This window comes from Ensifer aridi, assembly GCF_002078505.1.
Lineage (GTDB): Bacteria > Pseudomonadota > Alphaproteobacteria > Rhizobiales > Rhizobiaceae > Sinorhizobium > Sinorhizobium aridi.
Genome location: NZ_LUAV01000021.1, coordinates 13884 through 38169, shown reverse-complemented (window position 1 = coordinate 38169; position 24286 = coordinate 13884). Strand labels below are relative to the sequence as shown.

General features: G+C 56.7%; 25 protein-coding genes. 17 read left to right on the top strand and 8 right to left on the bottom strand.

The window, feature by feature from the left end; all coding sequences use genetic code 11:
• Positions 1-89: 89 nt before the first annotated feature.
• Both AYK65_RS18570 and AYK65_RS18565 read right to left on the bottom strand, forming a co-directional pair.
• Positions 90-1886 carry an IlvD/Edd family dehydratase gene (locus AYK65_RS18570; RefSeq protein WP_081159412.1) on the bottom strand — a complete coding sequence of 599 codons (1797 nt, stop codon included), beginning with the start codon at positions 1884-1886 and terminating at the stop codon, positions 90-92.
• Complete coding sequence (locus tag AYK65_RS18565; protein WP_081159410.1) at positions 1886-2824, bottom strand: DMT family transporter; 939 nt, start codon at positions 2822-2824, stop codon at positions 1886-1888. The genes AYK65_RS18570 and AYK65_RS18565 overlap by 1 nt, the downstream gene beginning before the upstream one ends.
• A gap of 771 nt (positions 2825-3595) precedes the next feature.
• On the opposite strand from AYK65_RS18565, the gene AYK65_RS18560 reads away from it, so the two are divergent.
• The 14 genes from AYK65_RS18560 (at position 3596) to AYK65_RS18495 (ending at position 15556) form a co-directional block, all read left to right on the top strand.
• Positions 3596-3916, top strand: a complete 321-nt coding sequence (locus AYK65_RS18560; protein WP_071020083.1) for an iron-sulfur cluster assembly accessory protein — start codon at positions 3596-3598, stop codon at positions 3914-3916.
• 116 nt (positions 3917-4032) lie between these two features.
• A complete protein-coding gene (nifS, locus tag AYK65_RS18555; RefSeq protein WP_081159409.1) occupies positions 4033-5208 on the top strand; it encodes a cysteine desulfurase NifS in 1176 nt (391 codons plus the stop codon).
• A gap of 126 nt (positions 5209-5334) precedes the next feature.
• Positions 5335-5718 (top strand): nitrogenase stabilizing/protective protein NifW, encoded by a 384-nt coding sequence (gene nifW, locus AYK65_RS18550; RefSeq protein WP_081159407.1) that lies wholly within the window; start codon positions 5335-5337, stop codon positions 5716-5718.
• A gap of 182 nt (positions 5719-5900) precedes the next feature.
• Positions 5901-6752 carry an electron transfer flavoprotein subunit beta/FixA family protein gene (locus AYK65_RS18545; protein ID WP_081159537.1) on the top strand — a complete coding sequence of 284 codons (852 nt, stop codon included), beginning with the start codon at positions 5901-5903 and terminating at the stop codon, positions 6750-6752.
• 17 nt (positions 6753-6769) lie between these two features.
• A complete protein-coding gene (locus tag AYK65_RS18540) occupies positions 6770-7879 on the top strand; it encodes an electron transfer flavoprotein subunit alpha/FixB family protein (RefSeq protein ID WP_081159406.1) in 1110 nt (369 codons plus the stop codon).
• A 9-nt stretch (positions 7880-7888) separates the two neighbouring features.
• Positions 7889-9196 carry an FAD-binding protein gene (locus AYK65_RS18535; RefSeq protein WP_028002417.1) on the top strand — a complete coding sequence of 436 codons (1308 nt, stop codon included), beginning with the start codon at positions 7889-7891 and terminating at the stop codon, positions 9194-9196.
• 13 nt (positions 9197-9209) lie between these two features.
• Complete coding sequence (locus tag AYK65_RS18530; protein ID WP_071020096.1) at positions 9210-9503, top strand: ferredoxin family protein; 294 nt, start codon at positions 9210-9212, stop codon at positions 9501-9503.
• Positions 9504-9688: 185 nt separating this feature from the next.
• A complete protein-coding gene (nifA, locus tag AYK65_RS18525; RefSeq protein ID WP_172402017.1) occupies positions 9689-11326 on the top strand; it encodes a nif-specific transcriptional activator NifA in 1638 nt (545 codons plus the stop codon).
• A 224-nt stretch (positions 11327-11550) separates the two neighbouring features.
• Complete coding sequence (nifB, locus tag AYK65_RS18520) at positions 11551-13032, top strand: nitrogenase cofactor biosynthesis protein NifB (protein WP_081159403.1); 1482 nt, start codon at positions 11551-11553, stop codon at positions 13030-13032.
• 34 nt (positions 13033-13066) lie between these two features.
• Positions 13067-13261, top strand: coding sequence for a 4Fe-4S binding protein (locus AYK65_RS18515; RefSeq protein ID WP_028002421.1), 195 nt, complete (start codon positions 13067-13069; stop codon positions 13259-13261).
• 76 nt (positions 13262-13337) lie between these two features.
• On the top strand, positions 13338-13664 hold the full coding sequence (locus AYK65_RS18510) for a nitrogen fixation protein NifZ (protein ID WP_081159401.1): 327 nt from the start codon (positions 13338-13340) through the stop codon (positions 13662-13664).
• On the top strand, positions 13661-13891 hold the full coding sequence (gene nifT, locus AYK65_RS18505) for a putative nitrogen fixation protein NifT (protein ID WP_081159400.1): 231 nt from the start codon (positions 13661-13663) through the stop codon (positions 13889-13891). Before AYK65_RS18510 ends, nifT begins: the two co-directional genes overlap by 4 nt.
• Positions 13892-14181: 290 nt before the next feature.
• A complete protein-coding gene (locus AYK65_RS18500; RefSeq protein ID WP_081159398.1) occupies positions 14182-14517 on the top strand; it encodes a hypothetical protein in 336 nt (111 codons plus the stop codon).
• Positions 14507-15556 carry an AbrB family transcriptional regulator gene (locus AYK65_RS18495; RefSeq protein ID WP_081159397.1) on the top strand — a complete coding sequence of 350 codons (1050 nt, stop codon included), beginning with the start codon at positions 14507-14509 and terminating at the stop codon, positions 15554-15556. The genes AYK65_RS18500 and AYK65_RS18495 overlap by 11 nt, the downstream gene beginning before the upstream one ends.
• A 38-nt stretch (positions 15557-15594) precedes the next feature.
• Here AYK65_RS18495 and AYK65_RS18490 read toward each other — a convergent pair whose 3' ends face one another.
• The 3 genes from AYK65_RS18490 to hisC all read right to left on the bottom strand — a co-directional run bounded on the left by AYK65_RS18490 (position 15595) and on the right by hisC (position 19011).
• Complete coding sequence (locus AYK65_RS18490) at positions 15595-16059, bottom strand: Ros/MucR family transcriptional regulator (protein WP_081159395.1); 465 nt, start codon at positions 16057-16059, stop codon at positions 15595-15597.
• 397 nt (positions 16060-16456) lie between these two features.
• A complete protein-coding gene (locus AYK65_RS18485) occupies positions 16457-17479 on the bottom strand; it encodes an LLM class flavin-dependent oxidoreductase (protein ID WP_081159394.1) in 1023 nt (340 codons plus the stop codon).
• Between the two features lie 425 nt (positions 17480-17904).
• Positions 17905-19011, bottom strand: coding sequence for a histidinol-phosphate transaminase (hisC, locus tag AYK65_RS18480; protein WP_081159392.1), 1107 nt, complete (start codon positions 19009-19011; stop codon positions 17905-17907).
• Between the two features lie 433 nt (positions 19012-19444).
• Between hisC and AYK65_RS31845 the strand changes: the two genes are divergently transcribed.
• Positions 19445-19630, top strand: a complete 186-nt coding sequence (locus tag AYK65_RS31845; RefSeq protein ID WP_139793232.1) for a hypothetical protein — start codon at positions 19445-19447, stop codon at positions 19628-19630.
• 80 nt (positions 19631-19710) lie between these two features.
• Here the strand turns inward: AYK65_RS31845 and AYK65_RS18475 are convergent, their stop codons facing one another.
• Positions 19711-20184, bottom strand: coding sequence for a DUF2867 domain-containing protein (locus AYK65_RS18475; protein ID WP_081159391.1), 474 nt, complete (start codon positions 20182-20184; stop codon positions 19711-19713).
• A gap of 468 nt (positions 20185-20652) precedes the next feature.
• Here AYK65_RS18475 and AYK65_RS18470 point away from each other — a divergent pair, with 468 nt between their 5' ends.
• Positions 20653-21102, top strand: a complete 450-nt coding sequence (locus tag AYK65_RS18470; protein ID WP_081159535.1) for a DUF3846 domain-containing protein — start codon at positions 20653-20655, stop codon at positions 21100-21102.
• A 238-nt stretch (positions 21103-21340) separates the two neighbouring features.
• Here AYK65_RS18470 and AYK65_RS18465 read toward each other — a convergent pair whose 3' ends face one another.
• On the bottom strand, positions 21341-22531 hold the full coding sequence (locus AYK65_RS18465; protein WP_081159389.1) for a Gfo/Idh/MocA family protein: 1191 nt from the start codon (positions 22529-22531) through the stop codon (positions 21341-21343).
• A gap of 19 nt (positions 22532-22550) precedes the next feature.
• Entirely contained in the window at positions 22551-22835 is a 285-nt protein-coding gene (locus AYK65_RS31840) for a hypothetical protein (RefSeq protein WP_139793231.1), read from the bottom strand.
• 708 nt (positions 22836-23543) lie between these two features.
• Here AYK65_RS31840 and AYK65_RS18460 point away from each other — a divergent pair.
• Positions 23544-23834 (top strand): hypothetical protein, encoded by a 291-nt coding sequence (locus AYK65_RS18460; protein ID WP_081159388.1) that lies wholly within the window; start codon positions 23544-23546, stop codon positions 23832-23834.
• Positions 23835-24286: the final 452 nt, after the last annotated feature.

Below are 24286 nucleotides of genomic sequence, written 5' to 3'. Positions count from 1 at the left end.
GTGGTGGTCCGATCGGTATTTGAGTTTGCACGACCAGACAGGTTGTTGGGCCAGCGCGAGTTCAGCTCTGCTAGCTATGACGTCAGCCACTAAAGCGAGCGGCCGCCGACCGCTGACGAATCCATCTTCGTAGAGCGCCGCTGGTCGCGGCAGTTTCTGCCGTTGGTCGCTGACAGGACTTCCCTTGGCTCTGCACGCAGAAAATTGAAATCGCAGCCGTCTTCAGCTTGAAGCACTTCATCGAAATACAGCTTAGCGTATCCACGCTCGACATGGGTGTGCGAAGGAGGCGTCCATTCGCAGCGGCGTCGCACGAGTTCGCTTTCATCGATCAACAGTTCCAGCAGCCCCTCCTCTACATCAAGACGGATCAGGTCACCATTGCGAACAAGCGATAAGGGTCCACCCACGGCAGCTTCCGGAGACACGTGAAGAACAACTGTTCCAAAAGCTGTACCGCTCATGCGACCGTCCGAAATTCGCACCATGTCCTTGACGCCGGCGACGACAAGTTTTCGAGGAATCGGCATACAGCCGGCCTCAGGCATGCCGGGCCCGCCCTTTGGACCTGCATTTTGCAAAACGAGAATGTCGTCAGCGTTCACATCGAGGTCGGGTGCATCAATGCGCTCCGCCATGTCGCCAAGGGACGTGAAAACAACCGCGCGGCCGGTGTGCTTCAACAAGCCTGGAGTGGCTGCTGCCTGCTTGATGATCGCTCCTTTGGGGGCGAGATTGCCGCGCAGAACACGGATTCCGCCTCCGCGGTGAACCGGGTCTTCAATCGGGCGCGCAACATCGTTCGGCCACGAGGCAGGCTGCATTGCCATGTTTTCTCCGAGCGTTTTCCCGGTAACGGTTATGCATTCCTTATCGATGAAGTGGTTGATTTCGCGCAGTACGGCGGTCAGGCCGCCCGCCTTAAACAGATCCTCCATGTAGTGCTGACCTGAAGGTTTCAGGTCCACCAATACCGGCGTTTCTACTCCGATTTGATCGAGTTCTTCGAGATTGAGATCGAAACCAAGACGTCCCGCAATAGCCGCGAGATGGATGACGCCATTCGTCGATCCGCCGACCGCCTGCAAAACCCGTAGAGCGTTTCCAAGGGAGTTTTTCGTCATGATCTGAGACGGCCGCAGTTTTGCCGATGCCAGCATGACGGCACGTTCTCCCGTTGCCTCGGCATGGCGAAGACGATCGGCATGGACCGCGGGAATGGCCGCACCACCGGGCAACATCATGCCCATGGCCTCGCTGACAAGGGCCATCGTGCTTGCGGTCCCCATGACCATGCACGTGCCAGGCCCAGGAGCAAGTTTGTTTCCGATCTCCTCTATTTCCATCTCGTCGAAAACACCGGCACGATGTTCGCCCCAGAAGCGCCGACAATCCGTGCAGGCGCCGAGGCGCTCGCCCTTATGGCTTCCCGTGATCATTGGCCCCGCCACGGTAAGGATCGCGGGCAGGTCCACGCTGGCTGCCCCCATGAGCAAGGCGGGAACTGTCTTGTCGCACCCGCCGATCAGAACGACTGCGTCCATCGGTTGAGCGCGCACCAATTCTTCAACATCCATCGCCATGAGGTTGCGGAGATACATACTGGTGGGATGCGGGAAGGCCTCATGCACCGAAACAACGGGAAATTCGATCGGCAATCCGCCCGCCAGCATCACGCCACGTTTGACCGCCTCTATGATGGCGGGCACAGAGCGGTTGCACGCGTTATATCCGGAAAATGTGTCGGTGATGCCAATGACCGGCCGCTCAAGCGCTTTATCCGAATAGCCCATCGCCTTGATGAAAGCTTTTCGCAGGAACAGCGAGAAGCCGGCATCACCGTAATGTGTCAGTCCTTGCTTTAGGCCGTTGAGCGCGTCGGCCATCAGGTGAACCTTTCAGGTCTTGGTTCTTGTCGTGGCTCAGCCTCACGATTTGGCATCGTTGCCAAATGGCTTCTTCGCACTGCCAAACGGTATTCTCGCCAAACTGTAAACAGACCAGCTCCGACTACGATGGCTGCGCCGGCCGCCATGTTCCACGACACAGTTTCACCAAAAAAGACGGACGCCACAATCACGCTCAAGACGAGTTGGAGGTACGTGAGGGGCTGGACCTCGCCTGCGTTGAGAAGCCCGTAAGCCCTGATGAGAAAAAAGTGGCTGAGAGCACCGTAAACGCTCAATGCCGTCATTGCAGGCCAGTCCGCCATATGTATAGGCGTCCAATAGAACAGTCCCACAGATGTTGCCGCCAGAGCTCCTCCGATACCGGCATATAAGACACTTGTCACGGCGGAGTCATAGTGACTGACCGCACGCGTGGCGATCCCATAGAGCGCGTACAAAAGACTAGCAGCCAGGGGAAGCATGAACTGGGTACCGAAATGAGTGTTCACCGGGTTTAGAAGCACCAGAACTCCAGCCAAGCCGACAACGACAGCGACACCGCGACGCCAACCGACTTTTTCCCCGAGTAACGGCACCGACAGAACGGTGACTATCAGTGGTGTCGCTTGGTATATCGCCTGGCTCATCGCTAGCCCAGCAATCGTGTAAGCGTAGACGATGACAACGATGTTGCTTGCTAGAAGAACACCGCGGAGCAACTGCAGAATTGGTCGCGGCGTGAATAAGGCGCCTCGCAGGCCCCCCGGAGAGAATGCAGCAAGAACCGTCACAAACGCCGCAAACGCCCAAAAGCGGATCATTGTCACTATAATTGCCGGATACTTCTCAACGAGCAGCCTGGAAAAGCCGTCCTGACCGGCAAATAGTATCACCGCCAAAAGGACATAAAGGTAGCCTGGCCTTTTGTCTTGCATGATTGGACTCACTCGTGGGCAACCCGTCGACACCCGAACCTGTCACTTCGAAGGGACAACGGCCACGGTCGATGTCCTGCCTGCCGCGATCTGCGCGACCCAGAAGCATCGATGGACTGGCGGCACTGCGTCCAACGGAAGTTTCAAAGTTCATGCCACTTTCAGTGGCGGCAGCAGCAATTCAATTCGCGCGGATTTTCAGCTACTTAGGCATAAACATAAAAAAATTGGGTGAAGTAGCGCTGTGTCACCAAATCGGCAAAGCCGACATGAGTGTCGGATGGCATCGATGGTGCCGACCATGGACGGACCCACCTGCCCTTGACGATCGCGCGCCTGATTTGCTGCCGGAGAGAACGCACGGCCGGCTGATTTTGGCCGTGACTACTAGGTGACATGATCGCATTATATCTGGTCGCCCGCAGGTTCGGCTGTTCTCTTCCTATCGGTGCCGAGGTGCACCTTACCTCGACGACAGTGCGATCTGCCCCGAGAGCATGGAGAAGCGCAGGAGTTGTTCCACTAGGGATGGAGCAGAGCCGACTGGTACCGCGTCGCTGTTTAAGCGAAGACCGGGAATAGACCTCGATGCGCGCGCATTCGGAGAGCCTCAAACGAACTCGGCTAGATCAACTTGCCAATGTCGCAACTGCGACTGTGTCGTACATACGACATAGCCGTTTTGAGCAAGTCATTGATACGGCGCGATTTTCTCCTTGGCACACTAGGTGCATCGTCCGCAAGCAACTCGGAACCAGGAGAAACGAACCTATGATAACGCTCACCGACAGTGCCATTGCCGCAGTAAAGTTTGCGCTTTCCCAGGCTTCCGAGCCGGTGAATGGGTTGCGCATCAAAGTGCAAGCGGGCGGCTGCTCGGGCTTCAAATACCATCTAGGTTTGGAAAGCGAATCACGCGACGGCGATGCCGTCATTGAGGCGGGTGGGGTTAAAGTATTCCTGGACCCAGACTCTCAACCTCATGTCGGCGGCATGACTGTGGATTTCACCACGGCTGTCAATTCCCCCGGATTCATCTTCGACAATCCCAACGCACGTGAGAACTGCGCCTGCGGGAAGTCTTTCGGTTGATCGCCGACAGAGGGAACCAGAATGCGCGGTCATCATGAGAAGAATCAAGCAAGACGCTGCAATGCTCAGGTCTCACCGGGGTTGCTGCGTCATTTCTTAGGCGGAGGGCGGCATCCTTGAAGCGCGTCTATCTCGACAACAACGCAACGACACGCGTCGATTCCGAAGTCCTCCAGGCGATGCTGCCGTTCTTTACTGATCACTTCGGCAACCCTTCGTCGATGCACGACCTTGGCGACGTTGCTAGCGCAGCGATGAAGACAGCCCGCCAGCAACTGCAAGCTCTGATCGGTGCAAAGTTCGACTATGAGATCATCTTCACGTCGGGAGGGACCGAAAGCAACAATACGGCGATTCTTTCGGCTCTGGGCGTGATGCCTGGGCGAACAGAGATCATCACGTCAGCGGTCGAACATCCGGCGGTGCTGACGCTCTGCGCGCACCTTGAGAAAACAAGTGGAATCAAGGTGCACAGGATTCCGGTGGATCAACATGGCCGGCTTGACCTTGACGCCTATCGGATGGCCCTCACCCAGCGTGTGGCAATCGTCTCAATTATGTGGGCGAACAACGAGACGGGAACGATCTTCCCTGTGGCTCACCTTGCTGAGGGGGCCAAGAAAGTGGGCGCAATTTTCCACACCGACGCAGTGCAGGCGGTCGGCAAGCTACCGATGGACCTGAAATCGACTGCGATCGACATGCTGTCGGTCTCCGGCCACAAGCTTCATGGACCCAAGGGTGTCGGTGCCCTCTACATAAAAAGCGGCGTACCTTTTGACGCACTCCTCAAGGGGGGACACCAGGAGCGCGACCGACGGGCGGGCACAGAGAACACTCCCGGGATAGTAGGTTTAGGCAAGGCGGCCGAACTTGCTTTGGAGTGTATGGATGAAGAAAACACACGGATAAAATCGCTTCGCGACCGATTGGAGAAAGGACTTCTCAAGCGTATCCCCAAGACCTCCGTCAATGGCGATCCGCTGGCGCGGTTACCAAATACCACAAGCGTCACCTTCGGTGGGACTGTCGGCGAAGCTATACAGTTGCTGCTCAACCGCATCGGCGTAGCTTGCTCCTCCGGTTCCGCCTGCAACTCCGGTTTCCAGATGCAGAGCCATGTTCTAGAGGCCATGAACATACCTCTCACTGCAGCACTCGGAGCAGTGCGCTTCTCCTTTTCACGATTCAACTGCGAGGAGGATGTTGATCAAGTACTCCAGGTTATACCCGGAATCGTGAAGAAATTGCAGGGTTCGTATCCGGCTCCTGTCTGGTGGGCGAAAAGCTGAGGATGAACAATCAGCGAGCCCGTCCGTCTATCTTTTCATGGACACAAATGGCGAAGGCCTGCCGGCGGGTTCACGGTCCAGCAAAAGCCGGGGCCAACTCGTAGTTTGGAATTATAGGAGAATGCAATGATTTGTGATCGCGAGGCCCTCTCCGGTGATGTCACCGACATTGTCGCACGGCTAAAGAGCTTGTCGGCTGCCGAGGATTTCTTCGAGACCCTTGGCGTTTCCTATGAGCCGAAGGTGCTCGATGTCTCAAGGCTCCACATCATGAAGCGCATGGGACAGTATCTGGCGGAGGAGGGCATTTCCGATCATAGCGCCCGTGCGGCCGTCGCCCGTGCGCGCGATGCGCTCGAGCGCGCCTACGCCGATTTTGCGACCTCTTCGCCGCTTTCACGTCGGGTATTCAGGGTCCTTCAGCAACACGACCCCACTAGAACTGCCGCGCCAGGCCAGACCTTTGTACCGTTGGAATCTGTCCTGAAGTCAGTCGGAAGCGACAAATGAGTCTGGTTTACGACGCACCATTATGTCCCCTTTCCGCAAAGCTGCCAGAGGTCCGATTGTTCGGAAAACGAACAACCCTTAGAAATCCAGTGGTTATCAAAAATCATGTGGTTGGCATGGTTGGTGCTTTGAAGACACAAAACCGCGCCATGCACAACATGCGATCGGAGCTAAAGAGACTCATGCACATCGTAGTTTGTATTAAGCAGGTACCGGACTCAGCGCAGATACGCGTCCATCCGGTGACGAACACGATCATGCGCCAAGGCGTGCCGACCATTATCAACCCTTACGACCTGTTTGCTCTCGAAGAGGCTCTCAAAGTGCGTGACTACCATGGCGGTGACGTCACGGTACTCACTATGGGTCCGCCAATGGCAGAGGACGCACTGCGCAAGGCACTCACTTATGGCGCAGACCGAGCGGTACTCCTGACTGACCGTCACTTTGCCGGCTCCGACACTTTGGCGACTTCGTTCGCTCTTTCGCAGGCAATAGCGCAGATCGGCAACAGCTTTGGCACGCCCGATATCGTCTTCACGGGCAAGCAGACGATCGACGGCGACACAGCCCAGGTCGGCCCTGGAATAGCCAAGCGCCTGAACTTGGTGCAGTTAACCTATGTCGCAAAAATCGCTTCCATTGATCTCAGCGCGCGCACAATCACGGTCGAGCGTCGCTCGGAAGGCGGCACGCAGGTCCTGAAGAGCGAGTTGCCTTGCCTCATCACGATGCTAGAAGGCACCGCTGCCATCCGCCGCGGCTCACTTGAAGACGCCTTGCGCGCCGCGCGCAGCGAGATCGTCAAGTGGAATGCGGCGGAAGCCGGTATCGAAGACATCACCAAATGCGGGCTGCGTGGTTCACCGACAGTGGTTAAGCGGGTCTTCGCCCCTACTCCGCGAGCGGAAAAGGCGACGCAAATCGACACCACCGAAAAGACGGTGCGCGACGTAGCTGATGAACTGGTCACTTCCATTTTCACCCACCAGCCGGCGCTGGAACACGAGCTCTCCTCTAGTGGTAGCGCGTGAGCAGATAGGAGCAGATTATGGGAACTCGAAAAAGTATAGCATCGCCTGCCGCCGGCGGCCGCGCCGATACGAAGAAGAAGCTGCCGGAGCATTTCCGGGACTACCGGCACGTCTGGGTTTTTATGGAGCTAGAGCGCGGTCAGGTCCATCCCGTGTCATTCGAGCTTCTTGGCGAAGGCCGCAGACTAGCTGACCAACTGGGCGTTCAACTCGCAGGCGTTATTCTCGGGCCGCCGGGAGACTCTACCCAGCATGCCGTTTCTGAGGCCTTCGCCTATGATGCGGACCTGGTCTATCTCGTCGAGAAGCCGCTGCTTGCCGACTATAGGAACGAGCCTTTTACCAAAGCACTGACAGATCTCGTCAATAAATATAAACCCGAGATTCTGCTTCTCGGCGCGACGACACTGGGAAGAGACCTCGCCGGTTCCGTCGCGACGACACTGCTGACGGGGCTCACAGCCGACTGCACCGGACTTGATGTGGATGCGGACGGTTCGCTCGCAGCCACCCGCCCCACATTCGGCGGCTCGTTGCTCTGCACGATATATACGCTCAACTGCCGTCCCCAGATGGCAACCGTGCGTCCAAGGGTCATGCGCATGCCGCAGCGGTCAAACAAGCCGATCGGACGGGTAATCCGGCATGACTTGCGGATGTTGGAGGATGAGATCGTCACGAAAGTGGTCGGCTTCCTTTCCGATGGCCAGTCGGAGAACGCCAACCTCGCCTATGCGGATGTGGTAGTTGCAGGGGGACTTGGACTCGGCGCTCTTGAGAACCTGCAGCTGCTGAAGAATCTCGCGCAAACGATCGGCGGTGACTATGGCTGTTCTCGACCGCTAGTGCAAAAAGGATGGCTGGCGGCCGATCGGCAGATCGGCCAAACCGGCAAGACGATCAGGCCGCGGCTCTATATAGCGGCTGGAATATCAGGTGCAGTGCAGCATCGCGTTGGCGTCGAGGGAGCTGATCTCATAGTCGCCATCAACACCGATCCGAACGCGCCAATCTTCGACTTCGCCAATGTCGGTGTTGTCGCCGATGCGATCAGTTTTCTGCCAGCGTTGACGGACGTTTTCATCAAACGGTTGGCACCGCGCAATCCTATGAGACTCGTGAACTGAGGTAAGGCTATGACTGTGGAAAAGTTCGACGCCATTGTCGTCGGTGCCGGTATGTCTGGAAACGCAGCCGCTTACACGATGGCAAGCCGCGGCCTAAAGGTGTTGCAGTTGGAGCGCGGAGAGTACCCTGGCTCCAAGAACGTCCAAGGCGCCATCCTCTACGCCAATATGCTGGAGACAATCATCCCAGATTTCCGCGATGACGCACCTCTTGAGCGGCACCTGGTCGAGCAGCGATTTTGGGTAATGGACGACACGTCACACACCGGAATGCACTATCGGTCTGACGACTTCAATGAGCCGGCGCCAAACCGTTACACGATTATCCGAGCCCAGTTCGACAAGTGGTTTTCACGGAAAGTGCGCGCGGCTGGCGCGATAGTTTTGTGCGAGACGACGGCGACGGAGCTGGCTCTCGATGCTGACGGCAAGGTGATAGGCGTCCACACCGATCGAGAGGGCGGTATCATCCATGCGGAAGTGGTTGTTCTCGCCGAAGGAGTAAACGGCCTGCTCGGCACGAGAGCAGGATTTCGTAAGGTACCGAAACCCGAAGCCGTGGCACTCGCTGTCAAGGAAATGCATTTCCTGCCGGAAGAGGTCATCGCTGAGCGCTTCGGCCTTAGCGGCGATCAAGGCTGCGTTATTGAAGCGGCGGGGACAATCTCGCGCGGAATGGCCGGATTGGGATTCCTCTATACCAACAAGGAATCTATCTCGCTCGGGATCGGCTGTCTTGTATCCGATTTCGCAGCGACCATGGAAAGACCATACGCTCTTCTTGAGGCCTTCAAGGGCCATCCCTCAATCAGGCCGCTACTTGCAGGCTCGGAGATTAAGGAATATGCGGCGCACCTCATTCCGGAGGGTGGATTCAAGGCAATTCCGCAGCTCTTTGGGAACGGCTGGGTTGTGGTCGGCGACGCGGCGCAGCTCAACAACGCCGTGCATCGAGAGGGCTCGAACCTCGCGATGACGTCGGGTCGCATCGCCGGCGAAGCGATCGCCATGGTCAAAAGCCGAGGGCGCCCGATGACCAGCGAGAACCTCTCCCTTTACAAGGCCATGCTTGACAAATCCTTCGTTGTGAAAGACCTTAGAAAATACAAGGACATGCCCGCCCTAATCCATACGAATTCACGGAATTTTTTCATGACCTACCCTCAGCTGCTGTCGCAGGCGGCGCAAAATTTCGTTCGCGTCGACGGTACACCCAAGATCGAGAAGGAAAGAGCGACCACGGCCGCTTTTGTGAAGGCGCGTTCGCGATGGGGACTAGTCAGCGACGCGGTCCGCTTGGCACTGGCTTGGCGCTAAAGGGAGAAGTGTTATGACAACTTCACTCGTTCGCATCGAGGACAAGCTTTACCAGAACCGCTACCTGGTGGACGCAGGGCGTCCGCACATCAAGGTGCGGCAGCATCAGTCTCCGAGCTCAAACCTGCTCGCGCTGACCCTTGTCTGCCCAGCGAATTGCTATGAGGTGAATGAAGACGGCCAGGTAGAGATTACTGCGGACGGATGCATGGAGTGCGGTACATGTAGAGTCCTGTGCGAAGAGAGCGGTGACATTGATTGGAGCTATCCGCGAGGTGGATTTGGTGTGCTCTTCAAATTTGGGTGAATGCCATCTTCTGTCTAACAAGACGGGTAGGTTCATGGAGTTCTCAAGTGCAAACGTAAGCACTTTATCATATTAGCATGGCGGCATTTTCTCGTTGGGAACCATAAGCCGTCCCGTATGACGCTTAGGGTGTTTCCCCGCAAGAATGGGCTCGATGAGTTATGCCTGAACCATCCGCTACAACCATGGACAAACGGGATTTGGGGACCAGCGGTCTCTACCGGATCTCGAAGGCCTTGATCACTTCAGCCAGCCTTGAGATCAAGCTTGCCAATGTGATGAACACCCTCCCCGCACTTCTGCCAATGCGGCGCGGAGCAATTGTCGCTCTGAACGCTGATGGAGAGCTCGAGACAGCTGCAACGTTTGGGTTTGAGCATGCATCATCAGGGGCTCGCTACCTTCCGGCGAAGGCTGCAATAGACAGAATCGTCGCAAAAGGCGCGCCGCTAGCCTTCCCGGACGCTTGCAAGTCGGACCTGTTCCAGGATGAGCTTCAAAGCTTGTTGAGCGGCACTGGCCAAGTCACCTTCATTGGTGTCCCGATGAAGGTTAATCAAGAAACGCTCGGAACGTTATGGATCGACCGCGCCAACGATGGCGGGACTCTTGAGAAAGAGGTGCGGTTCCTGTCCCTGGTCGCCAACCTTGTCGCGCAGGCGATTCAACTGGATCGCCACCAGAGCCGCGATGATCAGCCCATCATGGACGAGGAAGGAGCACGCAAGAAGAATTCAGGCGACAGGGAACTTCCCGAACCTGCGCGACAGCGGCCAGCAAAAATCGATTGGATTGTCGGGGAAAGCCCTGCGCTAAAGGAGGTAGTTGAAATTGTCGAAGTCGTTGCAAGAACCAATTCTGCGGTGCTTCTCAGGGGCGAAAGCGGCACTGGCAAGGAATTCTTTGCAAGAGCCATCCATGAGCTTTCACCTCGCAGAAAGAAGCCCTTCGTGAAGTTGAACTGCGCTGCACTGTCTGGAAGCGTCCTGGAATCGGAACTGTTTGGACATGAAAAGGGGTCCTTTACAGGAGCCATCTCTCAGCGCGCAGGCCGTTTCGAACTGGCGGATGGCGGAACGTTGCTGCTCGATGAGATCGGCGAGATTTCGCCGGCCTTTCAAGCGAAACTGTTGCGCGTCTTGCAGGAAGGTGAGCTCGAGCGGGTCGGCGGCACAAAAACACTCAAAGTGGATGTTCGACTCATATGCGCCACCAACAAAAACCTGGAGACGGCAGTCGCGGATGGGGAATTCAGGGCCGACCTTTATTACCGAATCAATGTGGTGCCCATATTTTTGCCGCCTCTCCGGGAGCGAAAGGGAGATATTCCACGCCTTGCTAGGGTTTTCCTCGAGCAATTCAACAAGGAAAACAATCGCGATCTCACTTTCTCGCCGGCTGCATTCGATCTTTTGTCAAAGTGCTACTTTCCCGGGAACGTCCGAGAGCTCGAAAACTGCGTCCGCAGGACTGCCACTCTCGCGCGCTCGAGGACAATCGTGCCATCAGATTTCTCCTGCCAGAATGGTCAGTGCGTATCTTCAATGCTCTGGACGGGCGCCAACCGTCCGCATGACGGGCATACGTTCAATGGGCTGGCTATGAGTAGAAGTTTGTCGGTCGAATCGCCGGTCAGCCTCGGTTACTCCAACGGTCCTGACGGCTTAGCGGCGACACCACACATAACGGACCGCGAGCTGCTAATCAGTGCGATGGAGAAGGCCGGCTGGGTTCAGGCAAAGGCAGCTCGGATCCTCGGCCTCACACCGCGGCAAGTCGGCTATGCTTTGCGCCGGCATCGTATACCGGTGAAGAAAATCTAAGGTCGGTGAGCCCACTTAACGTGGGCGTGGCGAACCCTCTTCCTCAGGGCACGCGGGTCTATTGTCCAATTTGGCCGCTTCCTGTCGCGACTTCGACAAAACTGCGTCGGAGCATTGGCCTAAATCGAACACACAACGCCAACCCCTTGAAATTCCGCATTTTATTGAGTTGGCACAGCGCTTGCACTTCCGACAACGACCTTACTCACCAGTGGAGCTGTTCGATGAATGCACCGATAATTTCGCTTGAAAGCCTGACCAACACGACATCCTCTGGGCAGTTGCTGACAACCGCGAAATCCGGTGGCTGCGCATCCTCCTCCTGCGGCTCGTCTTCAAGACCAGCCGACATGGACTCGGCCACCCGGGAGAAGATCAAGGATCACCCTTGCTTTTCAGAGGAAGCGCACCACTATTTCGCGCGTATGCACGTCGCAGTAGCGCCAGCGTGTAACATCCAATGCAATTACTGCAATCGCAAATATGACTGTGCCAACGAAAGTCGGCCTGGCGTCGTGTCGGAAAAGCTGACACCGGACCAGGCGCTACGCAAGGTGATTGCGGTCGCCAACGAAGTGCCGCAGCTTTCCGTTCTCGGCATCGCAGGTCCGGGCGATGCTTGTTACGACTGGAACAAGACAAGGGCGACTTTCGAACGTGTCGCTCGGGAGATTCCCGACATCAAGCTTTGCATTTCCACCAATGGACTTGCCCTGCCGGAGCATGTCGACGAGTTGGCGGAAATGAACGTCAGCCACGTGACAATCACCATCAACATGGTCGACCCCGCAGTCGGCGAGAAGATCTATCCGTGGATCTTTTATGGTCATCGCCGCTACACCGGCGTGGATGCTGCGAAAATCCTGCATGAGCAGCAGATGTTGGGACTTGAGATGCTGACCGAACGCGGCATCCTCACGAAGATCAATTCGGTGATGATTCCGGGCGTTAATGACCAGCACCTGATCGAAGTCAACAAATGGGTCACCGAGCGCGGCGCGTTTCTGCACAACGTCATGCCGCTGATTTCAGACTCAGCACACGGAACCTGGTTTGGCCTGACCGGACAGCGCGGCCCAAACGCGTTCGAACTGAAGGAGCTTCAGGATCGTCTCGAAGGCGGGGCTAAGCTGATGCGTCACTGTCGACAGTGCCGCGCAGATGCAGTCGGCCTGCTCGGCACTGATCGTGGCCAGGAGTTCACGCTCGACCAGATCCCGCTCGAAATTGCCTACAACGGTGGCAAGCGTCATGCCTATCGGGAGGTGGTCGCACGCATACGCGATGACCATGTAGCGGCCAAGAACCAGGCGATCACAACTCTTGGGTCATTGAGTGCGCGCGGGACGCTTCAAGTGGCTGTTGCGACCAAGGGTGGCGGACGCATCAACGAACACTTCGGTCATGCGAAGGAGTTCCAGATTTATGAGGCATCGCAAACAGGGATTAAGTTCGTGGGACACCGCAAAGTCGAGCCGTATTGCCATGGCGGCTGGGGCGAGGATGCGAACCTCGTTGGCATCATCGCTGCACTCGAAGGCATAGACATCGTGCTGTGCGCCAGGATCGGAGATTGCCCCAAGAATAAGCTCATGGGCTCCGGGATCCGGGCAACGGAGGCCTTTGGCTATGATTACATCGAAACCGCGATCAGCGCTCTTTACGCCACTGAGTATGGCGACGACCTATCGCAGGCAACGGCTTGAGCTCGCCTATCCAGCCCCAATCAGGAGTTAATTAATGGCCTTCAAAATCATCGCATCTCAATGCACCCAATGCGGCGCCTGCGAGTTCGAATGCCCTTCCGGCGCCATCGAGTTCAAGGGCGAGAACTACGTGATCAACCCTGACAAGTGCACCGAATGCGAGGGAGTTTACGAGTTACAGCAATGCGCCTCTGTATGTCCGATGCCGAAGACCTGCGTACCGGCTTGAGTCCGGTTCGAAACCGGCCGCATGCGCGGCCGGCATTGGTTTTCCCTGGTAACAATAACAGTGGAAGGAATGGCGGATGGGTGCTGGACGCGAAGAGGAGATCGAAATCCACAATCCTCCACGATTTATGCCGGGTGAGAGAGTTTATGCCACACGCCACATAAAAAATGACGGCACCTATCCTGGGAGGGAAATCGGAGAACGCCTCGTCAGGAAAGGCGACGCGGGCTTTGTGCGCGATGTAGGCACCTTTCTCCAGCAGTTCTACATCTATGCCGTCGAATGGATTGATCGTGGCGTCGTCGTTGGAATGCGTGAGCGTGAACTGAGGAGCCTCGATGAGGCCTCAACCTGGAAAACGACCGAATGCGCCACTGGCGTCAACGAAGGAAAAGGCAGATGAAAGTAACGATCCGCAGAAGCGGCAGCGGCTTGTCAGCGTATGTTCCCAAGAAAGATCTCGAGGAGCCAATCGTCAAGATTGAGAATGAGGGCCTCTGGGCCGGCTTTGTGGTGCTCAGAAATGGCTGGCGGCTCTTACTGCCCGACCTTCCGGAAGACACCCGCCTACCCGTAACCGTGGAGGCAAGGAAGATCGTGAATGATGCCGCGCAAGAGGAAACCTCATGAATACAACAGTGGCGACGTGTAATCGTTTGGAACAGCCGGCCGAACGTGACTTGACCCGGCGTGGACGAACTGTGCCCTCGAATGCCCGACAGCACTGTTGCCTCCGATCTCCTTGGCGCCTTGTTGCCATCTTGCCTTGGAGCATCCGTTCCCCCTCGCCGCCGGTGCGCCATTCGCAATGATAACGACCCGCCGCAGCGCGTCTGCCGGTCGAAGCCCAACATCACCTCGGCGCAATCGGCCCCGCGGGAGTTGCGCGGCGCCCGAGCCCGCCAAGGAAGGAGCCCACCATGACTGCTGCAAAGGCAGGTATCCTGCGCACTGGGGAACTGAAGTCTGCGATCGGCGCGCCGATTGGCACACGCGAAGGTTCGACCAGCATGATCAAGGGCATCACCGTTTTCGGCTTTGGCGCTCCAATCGACCTGCACAAGGGTAATTGCGAAGATAACGTGATGGTTGCCGACGCCAAGCGATCGCAAACATCCGGGCCTTCTGGCTTGTTCCAAACGATGCGGCGGCCTCACTGGTCATCAAGCCGCTCGGCAATGCAATTGATGCGTTTTGGTCGCGCACCAAACGACAAACGATCCGAGGCCGTGACGACTATGGCCGATGATGCTTAAGAAGGGTGCGCCAGTTGCCAAATTTGCCGGGACACTCGCGCTGGGCGGGCTTGGCGGCTGGTTGATGTGGCATTTCGATATGCCGCTCGCCTGGCTCAACGGCGCGATCATCGCGACAGGCTTGGGTGCGCTGTTCAGGTTGCCGGTGGCGATTCCACCCTTCGCTCGAGCGCCAGTGACCGCTGCGATCGGTGCCATGCTCGGAACGTCGTTTTCGCCTGCGATGTTCGAGCATGCCGGTTCATGGCTGTTGTCGCTCGGTGGTCTGGCGGTGTTCATCGCGGCCGAGGGCGCACTGGTCTACATCTACTTCCGGCGCATCGCCGGATTCGACCACCCCACGGCCTACTTCTCGGCAATGCCCGGAGGTCTCGTCGGCATGGCGACACTCGGCCTGGAACGTGGCGGCGACGAGAAGATGATCGCGCTCGCCCAGGCCGCCCGCATCATCTTGGTGACACTTGCCTTGCCGTTCCTGATTCGGAGCGTCACCGGAGTTGCGCCGGATCTTTCCGGGGGGGCCGCTTTCACTCCGCTCTCAAGCGTCCACACTAATGACGTTCTGTGGTTCTCCGTGGCTGTTTTGTTTGGCGTGGCTGCCGGAATATTGCTACGCCTGCCAGCGCGCTATCTGCTTGGTCCCATGTCGGCAAGTGCCATCATGCATGTTACGGGCTTGGCGCATTTCGAGCTGCCGACTGCCGCACGCGCCGCGGCGCAGATCCTCATTGGAGCGACCATCGGCTGCCGTTTCGCAATGGCGTCGCCGAGAAAGATCATGGCAGTCATCGGCCTGTCGTTCGGTTCCACAATCCTGCTTCTGTCGGTGACGCTGGCCTTCGCGGGCTTTCTCTCCTTTCTCACAGGAGACCGGTTCACCGCTCTCATACTCGCCTACTCGCCGGGAAGTGTCGCAGAAATGAGCCTCATTGCTTTGTCGCTCGGGGTCGAGATCCCGTTCGTCGTAGTCCATCAGATCGTCCGTCTCTTTCTTGTAATAGGAGGAGCGGCGGCCGTGTTTCGTTGGATAAAGCGCTAAAGATTTCGGCATTGCCTGCTGTCGCTATGTAGCCTATCTCAAATGGGCGGGCCGTGCGGATGGTGGATGGGTGATACCTTCGCCCGCGTCCTCCCCAATCCTGACGCGCGAGCAGACTTGGAGCGCTCACGGGCATAGCTCGGGGCGGCCATCGGGTAATCGGCCGGAAGCCTCCATTTCCGGCGATATTGTTCGGGCGTCGGACCGGATTTCGTCATCAGGTGCCGTCGCAACAACTTGAACTGTTTGCCGTCTTCCAGGCAGATGATGAAATCCTCCGTAACCGACTTCCTGACCGGCACTGCGGGGCGCCGCCGTTCTTGGACGACAGGCTGCTGCGTGGCTTGCAATGTTAGAGAGGCACGCCTCAGCGCCGCATAGGTCTGCTCGATCACACATGGTAGCTCGCCAATCGAAACGACATTGCGGATCAGATAAGCCGCGACAATGCGGCCGGTAAGCTCGAGATTTCGCTCATCGGCGTCCGAGCGCGGTCTCGTCATTGCTCTTCTCCCGTCAAATTGGTGCCCGGCCGAAGGTAACGCACCAGCGCCAGGGAACTCGGATTAGCACGTTCATGGATAACGCAAACAATGCGACGGAGAGGAGTGAGGCTGAGGCGTTCAGGTCCGGCAATCCGTTCCCTTACCTGGATTTCGCTCCCGCTAACGGTACAGTCTCTTATCGCATCCGCGCTGTTTTCGTTCAGATAAGCCTCTCCTTGGGACACCCCTCGTGTCGTCAACTCGCTGTTTTAAATGCGGCGTTCCGGCGGATCAGTTTTGATCTCATCCATTCAACCTAGGATCGGAGAGTTGCGGTTGCCTTGGTCCAATCCAGCTCACTGCCGCAGCACGCGGCGGGCAGCGAAATACTTGATTTCGTCGGGCACCATGGCACTCAGCCAACCATTAATTCCGATTGAATGGTCATTGCGGTGTACAGCGAAGCATCCAAAGGCAAATCCCCGAAGGCGACCTGACAAAGGAGGTAGTTGGCGCCCGCCTCTTCCAGCTGATCAAGCAGAGCTCGTCGCACAAAAGCCGCCGTTCCAACCACACACAATTCACTTTCGATTGCTGCATCGAAGGTCGGGGGCAGATTTGGTGGAACTGGAACCGCGTTGAGGTCGTACAGGAATTTGAAACTTTTAAGCCATCGTTCATATGCAGGAGCCGCAAGCGAGTAGGCATGATTTGCAGACTGCCCGACCACAATCATGCGAAGCAAGCCGAGAAATGACGCTTGGTTGTCCGCGTCACTGTTGTGTCCTTCCTCGGAGCGGAAAGCGTCAGTAATCTTGCGAACAATCGAAGCGGGCCCCACACACGCGATATTTGCGCCGTTTGCGGCGGCCCAGCGCGCGGACTCGGATCGGCTGGTGGCGACCCAGATCGGCGGGTGCGGACATTGATGAGGGCCTAAGGTCAAAGGGACATCGTTTAGCTCAAAATGGTGGCCGCTGTAGGAAAGAGTGCCGCGTCTCATCGCCTCCATTAGGATTTCACTGGCTTCGAGATAACGTCCTTGCACCGCGTCCGCATCAATCCCGAAATAACCCAGCTCGACCGGAAGAGAGCCGCGGCCTATGCCCAACTCGGCCCTACCGCCGCTCAAATGGTCAAGCATGCAGATCTCCTCAAACGCACGCAGCGGATGACAAAGGCTAAGCAGCATGACAAGGGGACCAAGACGAAGTTGGCAGGTGCGCTGCGCGACGCTCGACAGGAACAGATTCGGCGATGGGCCTCTCCCATGCGGCGAACAATGGTGCTCCGCTAGGTGGTAAGCATAAAAGCCGAGCCGATCACACGCTTCCGCCAGGCTGAGGCGGTCTGCGTATTGCCGTGCAATGGCGCTACCGTCCTCGTCCAAATGGTCGAATATGCCGAAAGCTAGCTTTGAAGGAAGGGCTTTTCTCATTCTACCGTCTCCGACTTTGTCCTGGGAGCCCCGGACCTTGATCCAAGCGAAATAAGACTTGGGGCCTTTCTTGGCCGAACATCACGACCCGCTGCTTTTGGCTGGCGCCGTCGGAAACCAGATCTTTGAAGCTGACGGCATTACGGGCACACGTCCTTGCATGATCGGCTATTGCTCTACACCTCTTCAGTACTCCTGCCGACGAACACCTCCTGGCTCGAGCGGTCTTGTTCAGGTTTTGCAGTCTGAATGGAGGGACGCCTTGACCTGGATTCGTGCAAGCGGCCGGTTATGCAGCTTTGGCTTGCTCCCCGAGGGAGTGGGTAGGTTGGTCAATGCTGTGAGGAGATTATTCTTGTAGTCGTTGCTCTCTGTCCTGTTGCCGCCGTCTTTTCGCACGCGCAAAAGAGCAAACCCTGAAGCTGCTATACGGCCGATCTTCGAGACGTCTCAGCTCCCAAAATATCATCGACCGCCGCAAGGAACGCATCCATTTGTGATTTTGTCCCGATGCTAACGCGAATGCAATTTTCCAGACCTTTGTCAGGAAGGACGGCGACGAGTATCTTTTTGCGTTCCAGGCAAGTCTGCCACCAAGTGCCGTCTCGTCCTGCTGGCACACGCGCCAGCAAGAAGTTCGCATGAGAGGGAGTTACAGAGAACCCAAGCTGCGACAGCGTGAGGCGCACGCGCTCTCGCTCATACTTGATATGTCTGTGGTTCTCATCGTAGGCAGCGCGGTTGGCAAGGATACTGACGCCGACCGCATGGCCGATCACATTCATGTTGAACAGGTTCTGCATATTGCGCAGCCTCCCTATAACCTCAGGATGACCGAAGCCAAAGCCAACGCGAATGCCGGCTGCCGCATAGCTCTTCGAAAGCGTTCTTAAAACTAGAAGGTTCGAATAGCGGTTAATCAGACGCAGAGCGCTGTCGGGCGCAAAGTCCACATAGGCTTCATCCAGTACGATCAACCGGTCAGATTGTGCGACGAGGCTTTCAATATCCGCAACGGGGACAAATGTTCCGGTGGGGTTGTTCGGATTAGCCAGCAGAATGAACTTGGCCTCCTTTACAGGACCGAAAAGCAATTTGTTTATCGGCAACAAGCAAGAATCGCCCCATTTGATCTCAATCAATCGAGCGCCTTGCAGCAGAGCGAGCTTGCGGTTGTATGCAAAGCCAGGGGACAACATCGCGACGCTGTCACCCGGGTCAAGGAATGCTTTGTATATGAGCGAAAGAAGTTCGGACGATCCATTACCGGCGATCACCTGATCCGTGGAAAGATTATATGACGCCGCAGCTGCTTCCCTCAAGCTGGTGTTGTCATCCTCTGGATACAGATACTGTCGCTCGAGAGCAGCAAGAGCGCTCTGCATTACCGCTGCCGGTAACGCAAATGGGTTCTCATTTGTGTTTAGCTTGACACATCCGGCATCTGGTGCCGCGCTGGAGGGAAGCGAATTCAGCTGTCTGTGCACTGTCGAAAGAGACGAAAGTACGCTTTGCAATTTTGCATCAGACATATTTTCTCCCTTTCAGTCGCAGAGGGCAGTCGTGCTTTTACTGGCCTTAACCTGATGGAGTTTCCTCTATTACAGTCCTATCGCTTAGCAAAATCGTTTGTTTTCATCGCAGCTATTGATGTCATGGATACAAAGATGAACGACTAGGACGTCGATTACTCATATGTTGAGCGCGAAACCGGCCGTGGCTCTTCTTGAGCGCGCCTGGGCCGAGCGCCCTGGTCTGGGACTTATGGTCTCAAACGCCGACAGCGAGGCTTTGGGTGGCGTGACTTAGAGGCTGACTTGTAGTGCACCCACGGGGAAACGATCTCATGGTAGTGCTTCTGGCCCCCTGCGGCGACGTGGCGCGTGCCCCCCGACGTTCGCCATTGTCTTGCGGTCGCTACGCCCGCTTTGCGGTGGCTTGTGATCACAAAATCGCGAAAGCCGCGTGGACGAACTGAATCATGTTTCGGCTTTTTGGATCTTATTGAGCTTTTCCACGAACCAGAACGATCAAGGTTGTTTTCATGATGCGCTGGTACAGCGGCCGGCCGATACGTTTCTGCGTTTAGACTGGCAAGAAGGACAGCGGATGGAGGCGCTTCGGCTGGCTGAGCAAGGCGGAAGTTTCTGAGGCCTGCTTCTAATCGCGCGTCGCTTTCCGGCTGGGCGGTGTTCGTCCGGCGTCGGGTATCCACTTCTCCGTGAAGTGTTTTAGCCGGGTCGTTCAACCGCCGTCAGCAAGGACGGGATAATCGCCTTATGGAAAGGAATGGCAGCGGCAAGATAGAGCCAGCCCATGAAACTCCTGCAGCGCACCAGGGTGGTCATGCCGACAACCTGGCCATCAGCTGGCCCTTCACCGACCTCCACGACCAGGCGAAAAAGCAGGTGGCGGTCATCATAGCCGAATACCGTCTGGCGGTCGTCGCTGTGCATTAGCGGGAGGCTGGCGATCAGGTCGGAATGCCTGGTATCCGCGGTTGCGCTCAGACCGAACAAAGGCACGAGGCGGTTTCGAAAACTCAGAAGTCTTCGCACCCAGCGGGGTGCACTTCCAAGTACTCGCCACGCCGCCTCAGCCGCTGTTATCCGTTCAGCCAAGACTAGGACTTCGTAGCGATCAGCCCAATCTGCTCCTGGGAGCCAAGAATTCGGCAGTCTTACGGCGGTCCTTCGTGGTCTCATGAGCGCTCACCTTTCGCCCTTATCGGTTCCGCCGATCAGGGCCGCTGCTGTGCGTTTGACCACCACATGATTGCGCAGGAAACCGGTGCGAGATAGCGGACCGCTCGCCGCAGTTCAGGGCCATTTGTCGCACAGATCTGATGCGGACGGAAACAGCGACAGCAATCGCGTCTGTACGTCCGGCCGCGGTTTCAACGTGCTTTGCCGTGAAAAGCGGTACGCAGGCTTAGGAGCGGCTGCGGACAACGCAGACATGACGAGCGGGCACCTATCTGGGGCACCAGGCTCAAGTCCGCTTTTGTTGAGCCGCGAGGAACTCGTGGCGCATCCATAGCGCGAATGCGTGCCATTAAAACAATCAATTTTGCTTATCCAGCGGAATGGGATAGCCAAGCACCTGACTTGCACCAATCGCAGCTCGATCGGGTTGACCCGCGTGAGAGCGCTTCCACCGCGGGACGGAGTAAGATGGAGAATGTAGTTTACCTATTGGATCCGGAAACGGCGCTCTTTCGAGCTGTTGAGCTTGTCGGCGCCATCAGCGTTAAGCCGATCAGTGACTTGCTCGGTTGCAAGCTCACTCAAATGGTCCGCTTTGATGAGTCGCATTGGCTATTTGTAGATGCGGAAGGACTGCGGGAAGGGCTAACAGCCTTCACCATGTTTGGCCGATACCCACAGCCTCTTGGTGGGAAAATCGCTCTTGCCGGAACTGACGGAAGCGAGTCATATCATTCTCCATCGATAGATATTGGCGACGCTGCTGCACATTTCCAGTGCTGCCGACCGGTCATCGATCCGGTTTTTGTCACAGATGATAATGTGCAGTCGAAGGGCCTTATCCCTGCAGGCGCCTTGGAGGATTTAAAAGTACGAATTGAGAGGCGCCCCCCTATGCCCGTACATGGAAGCGCCTGAGTTACGCGATCCCGGAAAATAGCACTCCAGCATCATCCCAGAGACGTTCGCCCAGAAGTATGGGTCGAAACGATCAGGTTTGAATTTCCAGGAAACGATTCATCTTAGAGGCGACAAGCTCCACCTCTTTTTGAGTTCCCGCGGCGTGCAGGAGCAGGATCGACACTGCGCTTTACTTTAGTATCATCCGCAGTGCCCGGCACAGCGAGCCCGCGGATGACATGGACTGCAAACGAATTCACTGCTTCATCGAAACCCAAGACCCACCGGATTCGTGGCTGTCGGCACAAGCGTCGATGAACAGCATGCCTTTAAGCCCATCTTCCACTCCGGAAAGCTCCACGCAATCCTTCGGGAGAGCGTATCCTGCGCGGCGGGCGGCGATTGCAAGGCCAGCTTCCGCATAGAGGTTTGCCCATGCATCCACGGCCGCTTCGCCGTGCCCCCGCGGAAGATGTATCAGCCGTTCCGCCTCAGGCAGGATTCCATTGCCATGGCCACGGAGGAAAATCTGCTCCTGCTCCCCTAAGGGCACATAACGCAACACCTCGGGCTTTTCCTGATCCCAATCTAGCCCACCCATGTCGCCCCACACACGAATGCGGAGCCCGCAATATTGGCCCGGCGCTGCCTGCGTCACCCAAAGAATGCCAGGCGCACCATTCTCCAGACGGAAATTGACATAGGCTGTGTCTTCCATCCGCTTTGGAGCTCCACAGTTGTGGAACTCAGCCCTGACGCTCGCTATACCCTGCCCGGTAATTGTATGCAGGAGATGATAGGCATGCGTACCGATGTCCCCAATCGTTGACGTGCGGCCGACCTTCTCGGGATCGTGTCGCCAAATCGCACCCTTGCCACGATCGGGAACTGGACTTGTTGCCCACTCCTGAACATACTCCACGTGTGCCTGCCGGATGGATCCAACGGCCCCGTTTCGGATCATGTGCTTAGCCTGACGAACCATCGCGTGATGCGCATATGGGTAGGTCATGACCAGCACTCGACCCGTAGCTCTTTGAAGCTCCACGAGTTCTCGAGCATCGGAAACCGTCGTGGTCATGGGCTTGTCCAGTATTACGTCGATACCAGCCTTGAGGAATGCCGCCGCGATCCGATGGTGCGTCCAGTTTGGTGTGACGATTGAAACTGCTTCTATACCGTCGTCGCGGCCGGCTTCTGCTTCTGCCATTTCCTTCCAGTCACGATACGAGCGATCGGGTGCAATCATCCATTCTGCGGCTGAGTTGTGTGCGTTATCCGGATCTGATGATAGAGCTCCGGCAACGACTTGCCAGTGATTCGACAGCCTCGCCCCAGCGAAATGCCATTGCCCGACAAGTCCGCCTCTTCCGCCCCCGACGAATCCCAGTCGCAGTCGCCGACCGAGGAGTGGATTTCGCAAACCGCATTTCCCGACAGAGGTCATCTAGTTTCTCCATAGTGGTTCATTCTTCTACGAAATCAGCAGCGGCATGCATCTGCGCCATCCGGAAAGACCTCATCACTATCCTCCAAAGAATGCCGTGATTGCTTCGTTGATGCTGGCCTGGTGCCGCGTGGATCATCTCGGCGGTCCGTTTCATGTCATGTTCGCGCCAGGAGGGCGCTTCTTGGTTTGGCCGGTTTGATCTCTCCTGCTCAAGTGCTTGCGAGTTTGCAGACTTCGAAGCACGCACCGTGCCAAAGGAGAAGAACTTTCTGAAACAATAGGATAGCTCTATTCCGGCCATGTCGCATGTCTGACATTGCCGGAGATCCAACATAGGGCATGTCGAACGCAATCAAGCTGGGCGGCTGAAGGTCATTGGTGGCGACGCCACGATCGAAGGGTTTCGGGGACGAGGTTCGGAAGGCATTGCACCGCGCGGCGTGTGGCGAAACAAGGGCATGGAATTGGACGGGGAACATGCCGTTGCCGGCACTTCTATGTAGGCCCCTCTCCCGCCGGTATGGTCACAGGTGACGCCCGCGCTGACTATTCAAAGGCGCCGGTCTGCTGCAGTCGTGCGCCCTATCATGCTCGCGCAGGCATATTGCAATTGCGACAGGCGCCGAAGTATCGCACTGGATCGTGGGGCACTTCCTTTCCTACCTGTACTCAGGCCCTGCAGGGACAAAGCAGATTGAGCATTGCAGGGGACCAGCGCCATTGTTGTCTTCATTCTGACGTACTCATGCCCATTTGCCGGATGACGGATATTCCGATACCTCAACACCTTCCCGGTAAGGCCGAGTCGACGCGCTTGAAACACATGGCATAATTTATGCAAAACGCGGATCGTTACATGCGGATAGCCAATTTGACCACTCGTCCTTGATGTTAAAAGACTGCAGCTGGCGTTTAGCGGGACGAGCCTTCCGCGATGCGCTAGGACGTGTATGGGCTGAAGTTGCTATCAGACAGTCATTGTTCAAGAATAAGCCTGCAGGATCGGACCATGAGCTCAACGACGGATTTTATTGCAGAGCTGATCAGGGCAGCAAACGGGATAGAGAACCTCACGCACTATGAGATAAGCCGCCTGTTAGACCTCTCAATTGATACCATCCGCGACATGTGCAGGCAGACTGGCGCCGCAGGAATACACAGTGCCCGAGACGTTCTTATTGATCTCAGGTTATCGTCGGAGCGCGCCCGGGATCTGCCTCCGGAACAAGTCAGGGACGCTCTCATCGACGCAGCCGACGTCCTCAGATCATTAAAAATTGTACTGGACCGCAATGAGTGAGTTGGGTTTATGTCGGTTGCTCCCTGAAGCCGATCGTGACGGCTGTATTTCGGTGCTTCAAGGTGGCAACAAGATCAGTCATGTCGGCGGATCGCCAAGTGAGCCCTTAGGGGGCAAAATCGCTGGAATTGAAAGGTCGTGCCGACCAGGTGATGGCAGCTCTAGTCTCGCTCAGAACACTTGAAACTCGTGCGAAACCTCCGGCTTAGGGAAGAATCGTGCGGCGGCTGCCTAAAGAGCCCTTAGGTCCGGTCCCAACCTGTTGTGGAGATGGTGCCAGACAGCAATCCCGGGACCGGTCGGCATATCAACAGCAATCGCCGTCGCCAACGGCGATAAAAGGCGACGCAGGGGTCCAGCGACCACCGCTCAGCCAGCAATGCGTAGGCGTCGGCCTCAATCTATCCATGATCGGGAGAGCGCGTTATGGTTTCGGTCCAGTGTTGAAGGAG

Coding starts and splice junctions, on each gene's coding strand:
- AYK65_RS18570 (WP_081159412.1), bottom strand. CDS start 1,886: ATGGCCGACGCGCTCAACGGCCTAAAGCAAGGACTGACACATTACGGT.
- AYK65_RS18565 (WP_081159410.1), bottom strand. CDS start 2,824: ATGCAAGACAAAAGGCCAGGCTACCTTTATGTCCTTTTGGCGGTGATA.
- AYK65_RS18560 (WP_071020083.1), top strand. CDS start 3,596: ATGATAACGCTCACCGACAGTGCCATTGCCGCAGTAAAGTTTGCGCTT.
- nifW (WP_081159407.1), top strand. CDS start 5,335: ATGATTTGTGATCGCGAGGCCCTCTCCGGTGATGTCACCGACATTGTC.
- AYK65_RS18545 (WP_081159537.1), top strand. CDS start 5,901: ATGCACATCGTAGTTTGTATTAAGCAGGTACCGGACTCAGCGCAGATA.
- AYK65_RS18540 (WP_081159406.1), top strand. CDS start 6,770: ATGGGAACTCGAAAAAGTATAGCATCGCCTGCCGCCGGCGGCCGCGCC.
- AYK65_RS18535 (WP_028002417.1), top strand. CDS start 7,889: ATGACTGTGGAAAAGTTCGACGCCATTGTCGTCGGTGCCGGTATGTCT.
- AYK65_RS18530 (WP_071020096.1), top strand. CDS start 9,210: ATGACAACTTCACTCGTTCGCATCGAGGACAAGCTTTACCAGAACCGC.
- nifA (WP_172402017.1), top strand. CDS start 9,689: ATGGACAAACGGGATTTGGGGACCAGCGGTCTCTACCGGATCTCGAAG.
- nifB (WP_081159403.1), top strand. CDS start 11,551: ATGAATGCACCGATAATTTCGCTTGAAAGCCTGACCAACACGACATCC.
- AYK65_RS18515 (WP_028002421.1), top strand. CDS start 13,067: ATGGCCTTCAAAATCATCGCATCTCAATGCACCCAATGCGGCGCCTGC.
- AYK65_RS18510 (WP_081159401.1), top strand. CDS start 13,338: ATGGGTGCTGGACGCGAAGAGGAGATCGAAATCCACAATCCTCCACGA.
- nifT (WP_081159400.1), top strand. CDS start 13,661: ATGAAAGTAACGATCCGCAGAAGCGGCAGCGGCTTGTCAGCGTATGTT.
- AYK65_RS18500 (WP_081159398.1), top strand. CDS start 14,182: ATGACTGCTGCAAAGGCAGGTATCCTGCGCACTGGGGAACTGAAGTCT.
- AYK65_RS18495 (WP_081159397.1), top strand. CDS start 14,507: ATGATGCTTAAGAAGGGTGCGCCAGTTGCCAAATTTGCCGGGACACTC.
- AYK65_RS18490 (WP_081159395.1), bottom strand. CDS start 16,059: ATGACGAGACCGCGCTCGGACGCCGATGAGCGAAATCTCGAGCTTACC.
- AYK65_RS18485 (WP_081159394.1), bottom strand. CDS start 17,479: ATGAGAAAAGCCCTTCCTTCAAAGCTAGCTTTCGGCATATTCGACCAT.
- hisC (WP_081159392.1), bottom strand. CDS start 19,011: ATGTCTGATGCAAAATTGCAAAGCGTACTTTCGTCTCTTTCGACAGTG.
- AYK65_RS18475 (WP_081159391.1), bottom strand. CDS start 20,184: ATGAGACCACGAAGGACCGCCGTAAGACTGCCGAATTCTTGGCTCCCA.
- AYK65_RS18470 (WP_081159535.1), top strand. CDS start 20,653: ATGGAGAATGTAGTTTACCTATTGGATCCGGAAACGGCGCTCTTTCGA.
- AYK65_RS18465 (WP_081159389.1), bottom strand. CDS start 22,531: ATGACCTCTGTCGGGAAATGCGGTTTGCGAAATCCACTCCTCGGTCGG.
- AYK65_RS31840 (WP_139793231.1), bottom strand. CDS start 22,835: ATGGCCGGAATAGAGCTATCCTATTGTTTCAGAAAGTTCTTCTCCTTT.
- AYK65_RS18460 (WP_081159388.1), top strand. CDS start 23,544: ATGAGCTCAACGACGGATTTTATTGCAGAGCTGATCAGGGCAGCAAAC.